The following is a 13539-nucleotide window of genomic DNA, read 5'->3' on the forward strand; positions in this document are numbered from 1 at the left end:
GTGCGGCAGACGCCCGTCTACTACTACTCGTCGGCCTCCGGCCTGGTCCGTTCCTTCGCCGAGCGTCTGGGCCGCCCGGTGTTCAACCTCGCCGAGCGCGAGCACCGCCGGTCGCGGGTCGACGGTCCGTGGGTGCTGCTCACGCCGAGCTACAAGACGGGCAACGAGGCGAACGACACCATCCCCGAGGGCGTGCACCGCTTCCTCAACGACGAGCACAACCGCCGGCTGATGGTGGGCGTGATGGGGTCCGGCAACCGCAACTTCGGCCGGTACTACCAGATGGCCGCCCGCCAGATCGCGGAACAGTCCGGCCGGCCGATGCTGTTCGAGTTCGAGCTGGCCGGCACGCCGTGGGACGTCGAGGAGTGCCGCCACCTCCTCGAGGACCTCGACGTGGCGCTCGCGGCCCGCCACGATGGGCAGCCCGAGGAGCGACCGACCGGGGACTGACCGGCGACCGACCGCAGGAGGGCGCGATGACCACGTCCCGCCCTGCGGCCTCGCATCCCGCGGGGAGCGGTGCGACCGGCACCAGCACCGGCATGCTGGCCGACGCGTGGCACTCGCTGTCCGGTGACCCGCAGCTGCTGCCGCTGGTGCACGTGACCGGAGAGAACACCGACCTGCTCTCGTCCACCACGGCCTGCACGGCCGCGATGGTGGCCGCGGTGGCGGCCGCCACCCTCGCCGCCTCGGCTCTGGGCGCTGCGCGCACCGGCAGGCCGGCCGGGTCCGTCGTCGTCGACGCCGAGCACGTCGCCGTGGCGGCCCGCAGCGAGCGGTACGCGCTCCTCGAGGGGACCGCACCTCCGGACACCCTGTTCGCGCCCCTGTCCCGGTTCTGGCGCACCCGCGACGGCTGGCTGCGCCTGCACACCAACTACCCGTGGCACCGGGACCGTGCGCTGCAGGTCCTGGGCTGCGCCGACGACCGCGACGCCGTGGCGGTCGCCGTGGCGGAACGGTCCGGGGAGGAGCTCGAGGAGGCCCTCGCTGCGGCGGGTGCGCTCGGCTTCGCCGTCCGGACGCGCGAGCAGTGGGCCGAGCACCCCCAGGGACGCGCCGTCGCGGCGCTGCCGCTCGCGACGTCCCGGGCCGCGAACGGTCCGTCCCGCCCACCCGCGCCGGCCCGCGACGGCACCGCCCTGCTGCACGGCATCCGGGTGCTGGACCTCACCCGCGTGATCGCCGGCCCCGTCGCGACCCGCACGCTCGCGGCATGGGGTGCCGACGTGCTGCGCGTCGACAGCCCGCACCTGCCGGAGATCGCCGCGCAGGCGCTCGACACGCTCCCGGGCAAGCGCAGCACCCTGCTCGACCTGGCGGCCGTGGGCGACCGCCAGCGGTTCGAGGAGCTGCTCGCCCTCGCCGACGTGGTGGTGCACGGGTACCGCCCGGGTGCGCTGGACCGGTACGGCCTCTCGTCCGCCGAGCTGGCGGAACGGCACCCGCACCTGTCCGTCGTCCAGGTGTCCGCGTGGGGGCCCGACGGCCCGTGGGCGGGACGACGAGGCTTCGACTCGCTGGTCCAGTGCCCCACCGGCATCGCCGCCGCCGAGGGGCACGACGGCCCGGCCCGCAGCCCTGCCGGCGCAGGTGCTGGACCACGCCACGGGCTACCTCGCGGCGGCCGCCGCGGCGCTGTCGCTGACCGGGGTGGTCCGGGGTGAGCCCGCCCGGCACACCCGGCTGTCCCTCGCCCAGACGGCGCACTGGCTGCAGCAGGCCGGGCCGGTGGACCGCCGGCCGGAGCAGGCCGTGGACCCGACGCCCTACCTGACCTCCCTGGCGGGTCCGTCCGGACGCGTGCGCGTGGTCGCTCCGCCCGGCGCCGTCGGCGACGTGCGTCCGGGATGGCGCGCCACGACGGAGATCGGCCGCGACGACGCGCGGTTCAGCGACCGGTGACCGTCCACCGGCCGCCGGCCAGGTCGATCAGCCGCGGCAGGATCGTGTCGCCGTGCACCCGCAGCCCGTCGTGCAGGTACTCGTTGGTCACCCACACCTGCGTGTTGCCCATCCCCGCCGCGGTGCCGAGGGCCAGGTCCAGGTCCACGTAGGGGTCGTCGAAGTACTGCACCGCGGCGACCGGCACCTCGTTGGCGGCCAGCACCTCCGGGTCGTACAGGCGCGGCCAGTGGGTCCGGGAGGCCAGCTCCTCGGCCACCGCCTTGAACGGGCGCAGCGCCGGGATCTCGTCGTACATGAACGGCAGGATCGCCTCGCCGGTCAGCTGCAGGGGGCGCTGGTCGGGCGCGTACTCCGGGTGCTGCGCCTGCTCGGCGGCGGCCGCCCAGCCGCCCGCCCGGCGGCCCTGGTGGTAGATCACCTCCTGCAGCACCGCGTACAGCGGGTTGCTGTCGAAGGACGTCCGGTGCGCCACCTCGGCGGCGAACGCCGCCGAGACCCGTCCGTCGGCGTCCAGCGCCGTGTCCAGCAGCCAGTGCAGGTCGTCGACCCCGGTGCTCATGCCCAGCGGCATGCCGAGCATCTGCAGCCGCTGCACGCTCAGCGTCGACCCGTCCGGCAGCCGCACACCGCCGTCCGCGACCTCGTCGGCCACCCGGTCCAGCACCTGCACGTCACCGGGGAAGGTGCGCGCCAGCTCCGAGCACCGGGCCAGCTGCCGCGGGTAGGTGCGGGCGTACACCTCCTCCGCCGTGGCCTCGACGCCCGGCAGGCCGCCGGTGACGTAGCAGGCGTCGAGCGCGTGGGCGTGCCGGGACAGGTACGCCAGCGTGAGGAACCCGCCGTACGACTGGCCGAGCGTCGACCACCGGCGGCCGCCGAACACCGTGCGCCGCAGGTGCTCCGCGTCGAGCACGATCGAGTCCTGCCGGAAGCAGCTGAGGTAGTCGGCGGCGGTCGCGGCGTCGTCGAACCCGCTGATCACCCGGCCGTCCACCCGCGACGAGCGCCCGGTGCCGCGCTGGTCCAGCAGCACCACGCGGTGGGTGCGCAGGGCGGTCAGCCACCAGCCGCCCGCCGGCATCGGCCGCGGGCCCGCCCCGCCGGGACCGCCCTGCAGGAACAGCAGCAGCGGCAGGTCCTCGCCGGCGCGCACCGGGTCGACGATCTCCCGGGCGAACACCTCGATGGCCCCGAACCGGTGCGGGTCGTCCCAGTCGACCGGCACCTCGATGCGGTGCTCACGGACGCGAAACCCGGTCATGTCGTAGATGTGGGGTGCCGGACGCTCCTCGTTCACCTCGTCAGGCTATCCATGTGCCTGGCGGGCGGCGCCGACCAGGAGGAACGTGGGTCCATGGCAGACGAGGACATCCACCGCATGATCGACACCCCTGCCGCCCGACAGGCCGCCCTCTACGAGAGGACCGACGGCCGCGAGGGCAACACGATGAAGGGCCTGCCCATCGTCGTCGTCACCAACACCGGCGCCCGCACGGGAGCCGTCCACAAGACCCCCGTGATGCGCGTCGAGCACAACGGCCGCTACGCCGTGGTCGCCTCGAAGGGCGGGGCGCCGCAGCACCCCCGGTGGTACCACAACCTGGTGAAGCACCCGGAGGTGCAGCTCCAGGACGGTCCGCACCGCCGCACGTACCTGGCGCACGAGGCGTCCGGTGCCGAGCGGGAGGAGTGGTGGGCGCGGGCGGTCCAGGCGTTCCCGGACTACGCCGCGTACCAGAAGCGGACCGAGCGGCAGATCCCGGTCTTCGTCCTGGTGCCGACCTCGGACGACTGACGCCCCGACCCGCCGCACGAGGCGGTCCGACGACGGACGACGGCGGCCGGCCGCGCTGGGACTCCGCGCGGTCGTCGTCGCGCGCTGCCGGCCCGGCGCGCGGTCACGGCGACGGGTAGTCGCCGAGCCCCGTCCGCAGCAGCGCGACGGCCCGCTCCCCTTCGCGCCGCACGTCCCGGGCGAGGCGGCGCACGTCCGGGTCGTCGTCGACCAGCCGGCTGCGCACGTAGTCGAGCAGCACGGCATGGAGCCCGATCAGGGTGCGCGCCGCGAGCCGCGGGCGCAGGTCGTCGGGACCGGCGCCCGTCTCCGCCGCCAGCACCCCGGCCAGCGAGTCGGTGTAGCGGGCGAGGATCTGCCGCTCGCGGGCCAGCAGCGCCGGGCTCGTGGCGATGACGCGTGAGATGGCGAGCAGCGCCTGCTGCGCCTCGGGGTCGTCGGTGGCGAGCAGCCCGCGCGGCGTGGTGACGAACGCAGCGAAGGCGTCCAGCACGGACGTGCCGCGAGGACGGGTGCGGACGGCGTCGAGCAGCTCCTGCTCGAACGCCTCCATGCCGTGGTAGACGAGGTCTTCCTTGGTGGTGAAGTAGTTGAACACCGTCGCCTCGGAGACGTCCGCCGCCCGGGCGATCTCCGCCACGCTCACCGCCTCGAAGCCGCGCTCGCACGCCGGCGACGGCGACAGGCCGCCGTCTTCCGGGTGGTGAACGTGCCGATGCGGCTGGTGCTCGGCCTGCCGTTCCGCACGCCGCTCAGCAGGCAGCTGATGCTGGTGCGCCACGTCGGCCGCACGACGGGACGGGTCTACCGGCAGCCGGTCAGCTACGTGACCGAGGGTGCCGACCTGCTGACGCCCGGCGGCGGCCGGTGGACGGCGAACCTGCGTGACGGCGTCCCGGTGGTGCTCCACCTGCGGGGGCGTGATGTGACGGCCCGCCCCGAGCTCGTGGCCGACGTCGACGAGGTGGACCGGCTGCTCGGCGTGATGGCCCGCGCCAACCCGCGTCTGGAGCGCTTCGTGCCGCTGCCCCGGGATGCCGACGGGCGGCTGGAGCGCGGGCCGCTCACCGCCGCGGTGCAGCACGGGTTCCGCGTGGTCCGCTGGCACCTGGACGCCGATGCCTCGCAGTGAGGGCGTGGGCGCGTCCGTCGGGACGCCCCGCACCGCGCACCGCTCAGGCCGCCGCGCCTCAGGTCACCGCGCCCCCGGTCAGCCGAGCAGCGCCTTCCACGCCCCCACGCCGATCACGCCGGCGACGATCGGCGCCACCACCGGCACCCAGGCGTACCCCCAGTCCGAGCCGCCCTTGTGCTTCAGCGGCAGCAGCTGGTGCACGATGCGCGGCCCGAGGTCACGCGCCGGGTTCAGCGCGGGGCCCGTGGGGCCGCCGAGGCCTGCGACCAGCGCCCACACCAGGAACCCGAGCGCCATGTGGGACACGCCGGGCTCGTTCGTCGCGAACGGTGACTTGACGATCGCCAGCGCGCAGAAGAACAGCACGAACGAGCCGAGCAGCTCGTTGGCGAACCCGTTGGACCGGCTGCGCACCGCGTTGATCGTGGAGAACGTCCCCAGGATGTCGTCCGGGTCGGTGGTGCGGTCGTAGTACGGCTTGTGGGTGGCGACGATGGCCAGCTGACCGGCCATCGCGCCGAGCAGCTGCGCGCCGATGTACGCGGGCACCTGCGACCACGGGAACAGCCCCCACACCGCCAGGCCGAGGGTGAACGCCGGGTTGATGTGGTTGCCGCTCACCTTGCCGAACATCAGGGCCGGGATCATGACGCCGAACCCGTAGCCCATGGCGATCAGGCTCCAGCCGGCGCGGTACCCCTTCGAGCCCGTGAGGTGCACGTTCGCCACCGAGCCGTTGCCCAGGATGATGAGGATCGCCGTCCCGAGGAACTCCGCGACCAGCCGGGTCCACAGCGTGTAGTCGCCCATGGCGACAGCGTGGCAGAACCCGGATCAGCGGTGCGGGCGAAGTGCGTGCGGGCGAAGTGCGTGCGGGCGCGGTCAGCGCCGCGCCGGGACGCCCTGCTCGGCCGAGCGGGCCGCCTCCTCCACCCGCGCCGCGCGCGTGTCCGGGCGCCGTGCCGTCACGATCCAGGTGAGCACCACCTTGCGCGCGCCCGGACCGAACCCGTCCCAGTGCTCCCGTGCGCCCGGGCGCGCGGCGAGCGCGGCCTCGAGATCGGGCGGGACGACGAGCGCCTCGACGTCGTCCAGCAGCGCCCAGGACCCGTCGGCCTGCGCCGCCTCGATCACCGCGGCACCGGCGGGCGTCATGCGACCCGCCTCCTGAACCCGCGCCACCCGCTCCTTGGACAGCCGCGACCAGCCGCTGCGCGGCTTCCGGTGGGTGATCCACAGCATCGAGGTGTCCGCGTCGATCGGCGCGTACTGGCCGTCGATCCAGCCGAACGCGAGCAGCTCCTCGATCAGCTCGTCGTAGGTCGGGGCGTCGCGGTCGGGACCGGGTCGCGGCCGCACCAGCCACACGCCGGACGACGAGGCGTGGTTCTCGACGAGCCAGGCGCGCAGCTGCGCCGCGGAGCTGACGGCGACCCGGGGCGCGTCCTTCATACCGGCCATGCGCGCATCCTCGCGCCGACCACCGACGGCCGAGAAGGGGTGGCGCGACAACAGCCCTGGTCAGTGGCTCGACGGCCGGCGGGACGGCGACCGTAGGTCCCGCTCGGACGGACGCGCGGACGAGAGTCACCGCGTGACCCGTCGCCCGGCGCCGCGACGGGTGGTCGTCTGGACGGCCGTGCTCGTCGCGTGCGGCGGGTTCGGCGCCGGCGTGCCGGTGTGGACCGATGCCCGGTCGGCCGCGCGGTACCCGGTGACCGCCGACGACCTCGCCGCGGCGCGGGCGGCGCTCGGGGCACTCCCGGTGCGGCCCCCGTCGTCGTCGTCCGGGTACAGCCGCGAGCAGTTCGGCCAGGCGTGGGCCGACGTCGACCGCAACGGCTGCGACACCCGCAACGACGTGCTGCGCCGGGACCTCACCGACGTGACGCTCAAGCCCGGGACCTCCGACTGCGTGGTCCTGTCGGGCACGCTGGCGGACCCGTACACCGGCTCGGTGGTCCGGTTCGAGCGCGGCGCGGGGTCGACGGCCGTGCAGATCGACCACCTCGTCGCACTCTCGGACGCCTGGCGCACCGGCGCGCAGTCGTGGCCGGCCAGCCGCCGGGAACAGCTCGCCAACGACCCGGCCAACCTGCTCGCGGTCGACGGGCGCACCAACCAGGACAAGGGCGACGGCGACGCCGCCACCTGGCTCCCGCCCGAGCACGGCTACCGGTGCGTGTACGTGATGCGACAGGTGCGGGTGAAGGCGGCCTACGGGCTGTGGGTCACCGCCGCCGAGCGCGACGCGATCGACCACCAGCTCGACCGGTGCGTCGTCGTGCGCCGGTCGTGACGCGAGGTCCGGACGCTCGGCGGTGCGTCGTGAGCGACACCGACCTCTCGGGCGCCGCGCTGGACGTCCCCCGAACCGGGGCTCAGGGGGTCGGCGTCGCCCCGGCCGGTGCGACCACGTCGTCGCCGGCCACGGTCACGTGCACCCCCGCCGGGACCACCTCCGCGGACGTGAGCGCCAGCCCCTGCGGCAGCCCGTTCACCGGCACCTGCAACCCGGTGAGCCCCTGGCGCAGGGCTGACGGCAGCGCCGTCGTCGGGATCGTCCGGCCGTCGAGCGTCACCTTGGTGGCGTCCACCAGCAGCCGCCCCGCGTCCACCCGCGGCGTCAGGTCCACGGCGAGGTCCAGGCCCAGCACCTTGCCGGTCGCCTTCATCGCCGCACCGTCGACGCTCAGCGTCACGTCGAGGCCGGTGCGCTGCGCCACCACCTGCTGCACGGTGGACGTCGGCAGCACACCGTCGGCGCTGACGTGCCGTGCGCGATGCGGCGAGGCCACCGCGACGTCCTGCGCGCTGACGTGCACGTCCGAGGCTGCGAGGCCCTGCAGCTGCGCACCGGCGAGCGCCACGTCGACCGCCCGCACCCGACCCTGGACCAGCTGCAGCAGGAACGGCGTCTGCTCGTGGATGGTCACCTGCGGGCTGCCCGACACCGCCACCGCCCGCGACACCGCCGTGGCGATGCGCTGCTCGGCGACACCCTTGGCCACCCGGTCGCCCACCACCAGCACGACGGCGAGCAGGGCGAGCACCAGCACCGTCCCGAGCAGCCTGCGCACACGTCCGCCTCTCGTCGCCCGCGGCCGTCGGGCGGCCGGTCCGGTGCCACGGTAGGGCGCCCCGGCCCGCGGTGCCCGCCGGAGGGCGGCCTCGGGTCCGCCGGACTTCAGCCGGTCATCCGTCCATGTCGACTGTGGCGCTGCTCACAGCGGGCTCTTACGCTTGAGGTGGTGGCCGGGGGTGCGCCCGTAGGTGTCGTCCCCGAGCCGCACCGGGTCGAGCAGGACTGGGGTGACCACGATGGTGTGGGCGATGGTGCTGACGTTGGCGGTGGCCCCCGCGGTGCTCTTCAGCCTGCTGGCTATGGCCATCCCGTCCGGACGTCCGGTCCCGAGGTGGCGGCTGCGCCTGGCCGACCGGCTGGAGCGCGTGGCGCTACGGCTGCGGCACCGGCACGCGATGCCGCCGGACCCGTTCCTGGCGCTGCGCGTGCAGGAGCGGCTGGGCGCGGTGGCCAACCACGTGCGGACGCTCGAGGAGGACCCGACGGTCTACGCGCGGGCGGAGCGGATCATCGCGTCGCAGCTCGCGTACGACGAGCTGCTCGCGGAGGCGTGCTCGCTGGCCGGGGTCGAGGTGCAGCGGCATGCCAAGGGCGACCCGGCGGAGCGGTTCCGCGAGGAGGTCGAGCTCGCGTCCCGCGGCTGGACCTGGTGAGCGGCTGCCTGACGCCGTGAACCGCCATCCGCCCGTCAGCCGGCGCGGACCGTCAGCGTGCTCGAGCCGTCGGGCAGGGGACGCACCTCGATGCGGTCGGCGATCGACTGCTTGAGCGCCTCGACGTGGGACACCACGCCGACCACCCGGCCACCGGCACGCAGCCGGCCCAGCTCGGCGAGCACCTGGTCCAGCACGTGCGGGTCGAGCGAGCCGAAGCCCTCGTCGACGAACAGCGTGCCGAGGTCGATGCCGCCCGCCTCGGCCGTCACCACGTCCGCCATGCCGAGCGCCAGGCAGAGGCTGACGTAGAACGTCTCCCCGCCGGACAGGGTGCGCGGGTCTCGCGGCTGCTCGGTCAGGTGGTCGACCACCCGCATCGCCAGCCCGGTGGTGCGGGCGCGCACGTCCTCCCGCTCGTCGGACCGCACCAGCTCGTAACGACCGTCGGACATCACCCGCAGCCGCTCGTTGGCCGCGGCGACGACGTCCTCGAAGCGGCTCATCAGCACGTACGTCTGCAGCGAGAGCCTCTGGGCGTTGTCCCCGGCACCGCCGGCCAGGGTCGCGAGGCGAGCCACCGGTGCCGCCTCTGCGATGCGGCCGGTCAGCGTGGCCGCCCGGCGGACGACCACCTCACCGGCGGCGGTCGCTGCGGCGAGCCGCTCGGCAGCCACCTGCGCCGCCGCGCCCGCGGTGTCGGCGAGCTGCCGTGCTGCGGTCTCCGCCGCGGTGGCGGCCGGCACGTCCACCACCAGGTCGTCGGGCAGCGTGCCGAGCTCCGGCGCGTCGAGGGCTGCCGCGACCCGGGCGACGTCCGACCGGTAGGCCGTCACCTGCGCGTCGAGGTGGGCGACCTGGTCAGCGGGCAGCAGGGCGGCACGCGCTGCCGCGGCATCCGGGAAGCGGGCGTCGTCGAGACCCTCCGCCAGCTCCTCCGCCCGGGTCGCCGCCGTGCGGCGTGCGGCGCTGCGCAGCTCCAGCGCGTCGAGCAGCTGACGAGCCGCTTCGGCGCGTTCCACCAGCGCCGAGTGCCGCGCGGCCACCGTCGGGTGGTCGGCCCGTGCCGCCACCACCTCGGCCTCTGCGGTGTCGAGCGCGACCCGGTCGGTGAGCAGCGTCGCCTCGGCGATCGCGCGCCGGCCGGCGGTGTCGTCCCGCTGCTGCCGGCGCAGCTGCGTCTCGGTGTCGAACCGGTCCAGCTCGGCGGCCAGCCGGACGGCGTCCGCGGCCGCCGCGTCGCACTCCAGCAGCGCTGCCCGGGCCTGTGCGACGACCGCCTCGGCGGATGTCCGGTCGGTCCCGGCCACCTGTGCCGTCAGCGCCGTCACGTTGCCGCGGAGCTCACCGGCACGTCCGGCGAGGCCGGCGAGCAGTCGCTCCGCCTCGCGGCACGCGTCCTCGGCAGCCTGCACGTCCTCGGCCGGCACGTGGCCGGCCGCCGTCGGCAGGGCGGGCGCCGGGTGGTCCGGCGAGCCGCACACCGGGCACGGTGCACCGTCGCGCAGGTCTTCGGCCAGCGAGCCGGCGAGGTCGGCGATCCGGGCCGTGCGCGCGGCGGCGGCGGCATCGGCCAGCGAGAGGGCCGTGCGGCCCGCGTCCTCGCGGTCCACCTCGACGCGTTCGAGCTCCGACTGCGCGGCGGCGAGCGCGAGCACCGCGTCGAGCATGGTGCTCGCCGCGTCGCGGGCGGCGGTGCGCTCGCCTCGGCGGGCCTCGAGCGCGCGGGCGGCGTCCAGCCCCTCCACCAGCGTCGCCCGCTCCTCCGGCCGCGCCGCCAGCCACGCGTCGTGCACCGCCAGCTCCTGCGTCAGGTCGTCGAGCAGCTCTGCCGCGCGGTGCAGCTGTCGCCGGCGTTCGGTCAGCCCCTCCTCGACGGTGACCAGTCGCTGCAGCCGGGCCGCGCCCTCCACCGCTGCGCGCTGCTCGTCGCGCAGGTGCTGGACGAGCGGCTGCGCGGAGGCCTGGCCAGCCCCCTCGCCGCCGTCCCCCGCGCCGGCATCGCCCACTCCCGCCGGCACCAACCCCGCCGGCGCGCCGTCCAGCGCGGCGCCCCACTCCTTCTCGGCCGCCTCGAGCGCCGCACGCGCCGCCTCGTCGCCGACCAGGAGCGGGCGCACCGCCGCAGCCCGGCGGCCCTGCTCCAGTCGTTCGACGTCGTGCGCGTGCCGCTCGGCCAGGCCGTCGAGCACCGCGCGCTCGGCCTGCAGCCGCCGCCGCCGCCCCAGCAGCTCGGCCGTCGCCCGGGCCTCCTCCGCCGCGGCCCGCGCCTGCAGCCACGCGGCCTCGGCGGTCGTCAGCGCCGCAGCCCCAGCCACCGCGTCCACCTCGAGGGCTCGTGCTCGATCCGCCACCACCCCGGCGACCGGCGCCTCGTCCACCAGCAGGGCGGCCGTCACCTCGTCCCGCAGGGCCGCCGCCTCGTCCTCGGCCAGCCGCGCAGCCCCCGCGAGGTGCGCCACGGCCTCACCGAGCTCGCCGCGGGCCGCCTCCACCGCCCGGTCCGCCTCGCGGCGCAGCTCGACCAGCCGCTCCGCCAGCCGCTGGTACACCTGGGTGCCGAAGATCTTCTGCAGCAGCCCGCGCCGATCCTCCGGCTTGGCGCGCAGGAACCGGGCGAACTCCCCCTGCGGCAGCACCACGGTCTGCACGAACTGGGTGCGGTCCAGGCCGATCGCGCGCAGCACCTCGGCACCGACCTCGTCGAGGCGGTTCGCCATCGGGGTGCCGAGCGCGTCCAGCTCGTCGTCCGTCGCCGTCGACGGCACGTCCGCCGGCAGCCGCCACAGCTTGGCGCTCGCCTGCTGCGTGGTGGTGCCCGTACCGCGACGCTTGGGCCGCTCGTACTGGGGTGTCCGGCGGATCCGGAACACCCCGGACGGCACCTCGAACACGAGGTCGACCAGGCTCTCCACCTCCGGCGCCGCGTGCGCGGAGCGGAGCCGGTCGTCCGACGCCTCGTCGGACGCGACCTTGCCGTAGAGGGCGAACACGATCGCGTCGATCAGCGTGGACTTGCCCGCACCCGTCGGTCCCTCGAGCAGGAACAGGCCCGACGCGCCCAGCTCGGCGAGGTCGATGGTGTGCCGGCCGGCGAAGGGGCCGACGGCCTGCAGCACCAGGCGGCGCAGGTGCATCAGGCGCTCCGCTCCGCGTCCGCGACGTCCTCGTAGGCCCGCCGCAGCACCGCCACCTCGGCGGGGGTCGGTGCAGTGCCGGTGACGCGACGGACGAAGGCATCCACCACCTCGAGCGGGTCGGCCGCGGCGGTGACGACGCGGGACGCGGTGGTCCGCGCCGCACCGTCGGTCGGGACGTGCTGCACCACCAGCGCGTGCGGGAACCGCTCGCGCACCCGGCGGAACAGCTCCAGGGGCCGCGCGGCATCCGTGACGGTCACCCGGACCCAGTCGTCCACCTGGGCCTCTCCCGCCGTGCCGAGCAGCTGGTCGAGCGTGCCGGTGACGTCCGCCAGCCGCCGCGGCACCGGCGCCGGGACGAGCTCGGTCACCGGCTCGGCACCGGACAGGTCCACCAGGACGGAGGACTTGGTGTGGTGCTGCTCGGAGAACGAGTACGCCAGCGGGGAGCCGGAGTAGCGCAGCACCGTCCCGTCGACCCCGGACAGTCCTTGCGGCCCGTGCAGGTGGCCCAGCGCGACGTAGTCCATCCCGGCGAACACCCCGGCCGGCACCTGGTCGACGCCGCCCACCCGGATGTCCCGCTCGGACTCGCTCGGCTGACCGCCGACGACGAACGCGTGCGCCATCACCACCGTCCGCCGCACCCCGCCCCGGCGGCCGGCCAGGTCGGCCCGCACGCGCCGCATGGCGGCGCTGGTCACCGCCTCGTGCGAGCGCGCCGGCAGCACCGGCGTGCCGCCCTCCTCATCGGCCGAGGCGAGGTCGCCCCGGGTCAGGTCCGGGTCCAGGTACGGCAACCCGTACACCAGGCCGTCCGCGACCTCCACCGGCTCGGCGAGCGTCGCCACGCGCGTCCGCAGCCGCACCCTCTCACGCATCAGCGCCGCGCCGAACCCGAGGCGCGTCGCCGAGTCGTGGTTTCCGGAGGTGAGCACCACGGTGGTCAGCTCGGAGAGCCGGGCCAGCGCGTCCGACAGCAGCGTGACCGCCTCGACCGGCGGGATCGCCCGGTCGTACACGTCCCCGGCGACCAGCACGGCGTCCACCCGCTCGGCCCGCACCACGTCGACCAGGTGGTCGAGGGCGGCCGCCTGGTGGTCCAGCAGGTCGACACCGTGCAGGGTGCGGCCCAGGTGCCAGTCGGAGGTGTGCAGCAGCCGCATGCGGCGACCGTAGCCGCGGCCACCGACACGGCTCGGCACCCACGCGGGCGGCCGAGCGGCGGGCCTCAGAGCGGGCTGACGACCTCGTCCGGGATCACGGCACCGAGCCCGACCACCGACAGCAGGTCCCGCAGCAGACCCCGGGAGTCGCGCAGCGACATCGGGATGCCGGCCTCGGCCGCCGCCATGTGCAGCTGCAGCACGAAGGCGATGCCGGACGAGTCGATGAAACGCAGACCGTTCGCGTCGATCACCACGGGGAGCCCGTGCATCAGCGCCAGCCCCATCGTGTTGCTCGCCTGCTGCCGGAGCGCCGCGTCGATCTCACCGACCAGGTGCACCACCGTGCTGCCGTCCACCACCTCGACGCGGATGCTGTCCGTCGGGCCGTCGTCGATCAGCTCGTCGATGCTCACTGCTGCTCCTCGTGCCTACTGCTGCCGGTACGCCGGTGGACCGGGACAACGACAGTACGTCCTGCGGATGACCTCGTCATCCCCCGGCGACACGGGGGTGTCGCCGGCGCACAGTGGAACGCGAACCTCCGACATCAGGTTCCCGGAGGTTCGCTCCCGGTCATGCGGCCGCCATGATTGCACCTCGGGACGGCGCTCGGAAGGTCAAGTCCACACCGCACAGGCGCTGTCCAGG

15 protein-coding genes are annotated in these 13539 nt (G+C 75.2%); 7 read left to right on the forward strand and 8 right to left on the reverse strand.

Features of this window, described 5'->3' with window-relative positions:
• From nrdI to QMF98_RS16145, 3 genes are read left to right on the forward strand one after another with little or no spacing between them, the layout of a single operon-like run.
• A complete protein-coding gene (nrdI, locus tag QMF98_RS16135; protein ID WP_337973931.1) occupies window positions 1-453 on the forward strand; it encodes a class Ib ribonucleoside-diphosphate reductase assembly flavoprotein NrdI in 453 nt (150 codons plus the stop codon).
• A gap of 26 nt (window positions 454-479) precedes the next feature.
• Window positions 480-1673, forward strand: coding sequence for a CoA transferase (locus QMF98_RS16140; protein ID WP_337973932.1), 1194 nt, complete (start codon window positions 480-482; stop codon window positions 1671-1673).
• Window positions 1600-1911, forward strand: coding sequence for a hypothetical protein (locus QMF98_RS16145; RefSeq protein WP_337973933.1), 312 nt, complete (start codon window positions 1600-1602; stop codon window positions 1909-1911). Before QMF98_RS16140 ends, QMF98_RS16145 begins: the two co-directional genes overlap by 74 nt.
• On the opposite strand, the gene QMF98_RS16150 is transcribed toward QMF98_RS16145, so the two are convergent.
• Window positions 1898-3211: an alpha/beta fold hydrolase gene (locus QMF98_RS16150; protein ID WP_337973934.1), complete on the reverse strand. Its 1314-nt coding sequence runs from the start codon at window positions 3209-3211 to the stop codon at window positions 1898-1900. The genes QMF98_RS16145 and QMF98_RS16150 overlap by 14 nt on opposite strands.
• 57 nt (window positions 3212-3268) lie before the next feature.
• Between QMF98_RS16150 and QMF98_RS16155 the strand changes: the two genes are divergently transcribed.
• Window positions 3269-3709, forward strand: a complete 441-nt coding sequence (locus QMF98_RS16155; protein WP_337973935.1) for a nitroreductase family deazaflavin-dependent oxidoreductase — start codon at window positions 3269-3271, stop codon at window positions 3707-3709.
• A gap of 103 nt (window positions 3710-3812) precedes the next feature.
• Here QMF98_RS16155 and QMF98_RS16160 read toward each other — a convergent pair whose 3' ends face one another.
• Window positions 3813-4490, reverse strand: a complete 678-nt coding sequence (locus tag QMF98_RS16160; RefSeq protein ID WP_337973936.1) for a TetR/AcrR family transcriptional regulator — start codon at window positions 4488-4490, stop codon at window positions 3813-3815.
• Between QMF98_RS16160 and QMF98_RS16165 the strand changes: the two genes are divergently transcribed.
• Window positions 4419-4841, forward strand: a complete 423-nt coding sequence (locus QMF98_RS16165; RefSeq protein ID WP_337975677.1) for a hypothetical protein — start codon at window positions 4419-4421, stop codon at window positions 4839-4841. The two genes, QMF98_RS16160 and QMF98_RS16165, sit on opposite strands and share 72 nt — an antisense overlap.
• A 78-nt stretch (window positions 4842-4919) precedes the next feature.
• Here the strand turns inward: QMF98_RS16165 and QMF98_RS16170 are convergent, their stop codons facing one another.
• Together QMF98_RS16170 and QMF98_RS16175 are read right to left on the reverse strand one after the other, a co-directional pair.
• A complete protein-coding gene (locus QMF98_RS16170) occupies window positions 4920-5654 on the reverse strand; it encodes an MIP/aquaporin family protein (RefSeq protein WP_337973937.1) in 735 nt (244 codons plus the stop codon).
• Between the two features lie 72 nt (window positions 5655-5726).
• Window positions 5727-6305 (reverse strand): YdeI/OmpD-associated family protein, encoded by a 579-nt coding sequence (locus QMF98_RS16175; RefSeq protein WP_337973938.1) that lies wholly within the window; start codon window positions 6303-6305, stop codon window positions 5727-5729.
• Window positions 6306-6438: 133 nt separating this feature from the next.
• On the opposite strand from QMF98_RS16175, the gene QMF98_RS16180 reads away from it, so the two are divergent.
• Window positions 6439-7143 (forward strand): HNH endonuclease family protein, encoded by a 705-nt coding sequence (locus QMF98_RS16180; RefSeq protein ID WP_337973939.1) that lies wholly within the window; start codon window positions 6439-6441, stop codon window positions 7141-7143.
• A gap of 82 nt (window positions 7144-7225) precedes the next feature.
• Here QMF98_RS16180 and QMF98_RS16185 read toward each other — a convergent pair whose 3' ends face one another.
• Window positions 7226-7924 carry an LmeA family phospholipid-binding protein gene (locus QMF98_RS16185; RefSeq protein WP_337973940.1) on the reverse strand — a complete coding sequence of 233 codons (699 nt, stop codon included), beginning with the start codon at window positions 7922-7924 and terminating at the stop codon, window positions 7226-7228.
• Window positions 7925-8165: 241 nt separating this feature from the next.
• Between QMF98_RS16185 and QMF98_RS16190 the strand changes: the two genes are divergently transcribed.
• Window positions 8166-8582, forward strand: coding sequence for a hypothetical protein (locus QMF98_RS16190; RefSeq protein WP_291761525.1), 417 nt, complete (start codon window positions 8166-8168; stop codon window positions 8580-8582).
• A gap of 35 nt (window positions 8583-8617) precedes the next feature.
• On the opposite strand, the gene QMF98_RS16195 is transcribed toward QMF98_RS16190, so the two are convergent.
• From QMF98_RS16195 to QMF98_RS16205, 3 genes are all read right to left on the reverse strand, one after another.
• Window positions 8618-11719 carry an AAA family ATPase gene (locus QMF98_RS16195; RefSeq protein WP_337973941.1) on the reverse strand — a complete coding sequence of 1034 codons (3102 nt, stop codon included), beginning with the start codon at window positions 11717-11719 and terminating at the stop codon, window positions 8618-8620.
• Complete coding sequence (locus tag QMF98_RS16200) at window positions 11719-12888, reverse strand: exonuclease SbcCD subunit D (RefSeq protein WP_337973942.1); 1170 nt, start codon at window positions 12886-12888, stop codon at window positions 11719-11721. Before QMF98_RS16200 ends, QMF98_RS16195 begins: the two co-directional genes overlap by 1 nt.
• A gap of 65 nt (window positions 12889-12953) precedes the next feature.
• A complete protein-coding gene (locus QMF98_RS16205; protein WP_291759933.1) occupies window positions 12954-13304 on the reverse strand; it encodes an STAS domain-containing protein in 351 nt (116 codons plus the stop codon).
• Between the last annotated feature and the right edge of the window lie 235 nt (window positions 13305-13539).

This window comes from Cellulomonas sp. NTE-D12 (assembly GCF_027923705.1).
Lineage (GTDB): Bacteria > Actinomycetota > Actinomycetes > Actinomycetales > Cellulomonadaceae > Cellulomonas.

Excerpts from the sequence above, each read along its gene's own strand:
- QMF98_RS16140 (WP_337973932.1), top strand. The coding sequence starts at position 480 with ATGACCACGTCCCGCCCTGCGGCCTCGCATCCCGCGGGGAGCGGTGCG.
- QMF98_RS16155 (WP_337973935.1), top strand. The coding sequence starts at position 3,269 with ATGGCAGACGAGGACATCCACCGCATGATCGACACCCCTGCCGCCCGA.
- QMF98_RS16170 (WP_337973937.1), bottom strand. The coding sequence starts at position 5,654 with ATGGGCGACTACACGCTGTGGACCCGGCTGGTCGCGGAGTTCCTCGGG.
- QMF98_RS16175 (WP_337973938.1), bottom strand. The coding sequence starts at position 6,305 with ATGGCCGGTATGAAGGACGCGCCCCGGGTCGCCGTCAGCTCCGCGGCG.
- QMF98_RS16190 (WP_291761525.1), top strand. The coding sequence starts at position 8,166 with ATGGTGTGGGCGATGGTGCTGACGTTGGCGGTGGCCCCCGCGGTGCTC.
- QMF98_RS16195 (WP_337973941.1), bottom strand. The coding sequence starts at position 11,719 with ATGCACCTGCGCCGCCTGGTGCTGCAGGCCGTCGGCCCCTTCGCCGGC.
- QMF98_RS16200 (WP_337973942.1), bottom strand. The coding sequence starts at position 12,888 with ATGCGGCTGCTGCACACCTCCGACTGGCACCTGGGCCGCACCCTGCAC.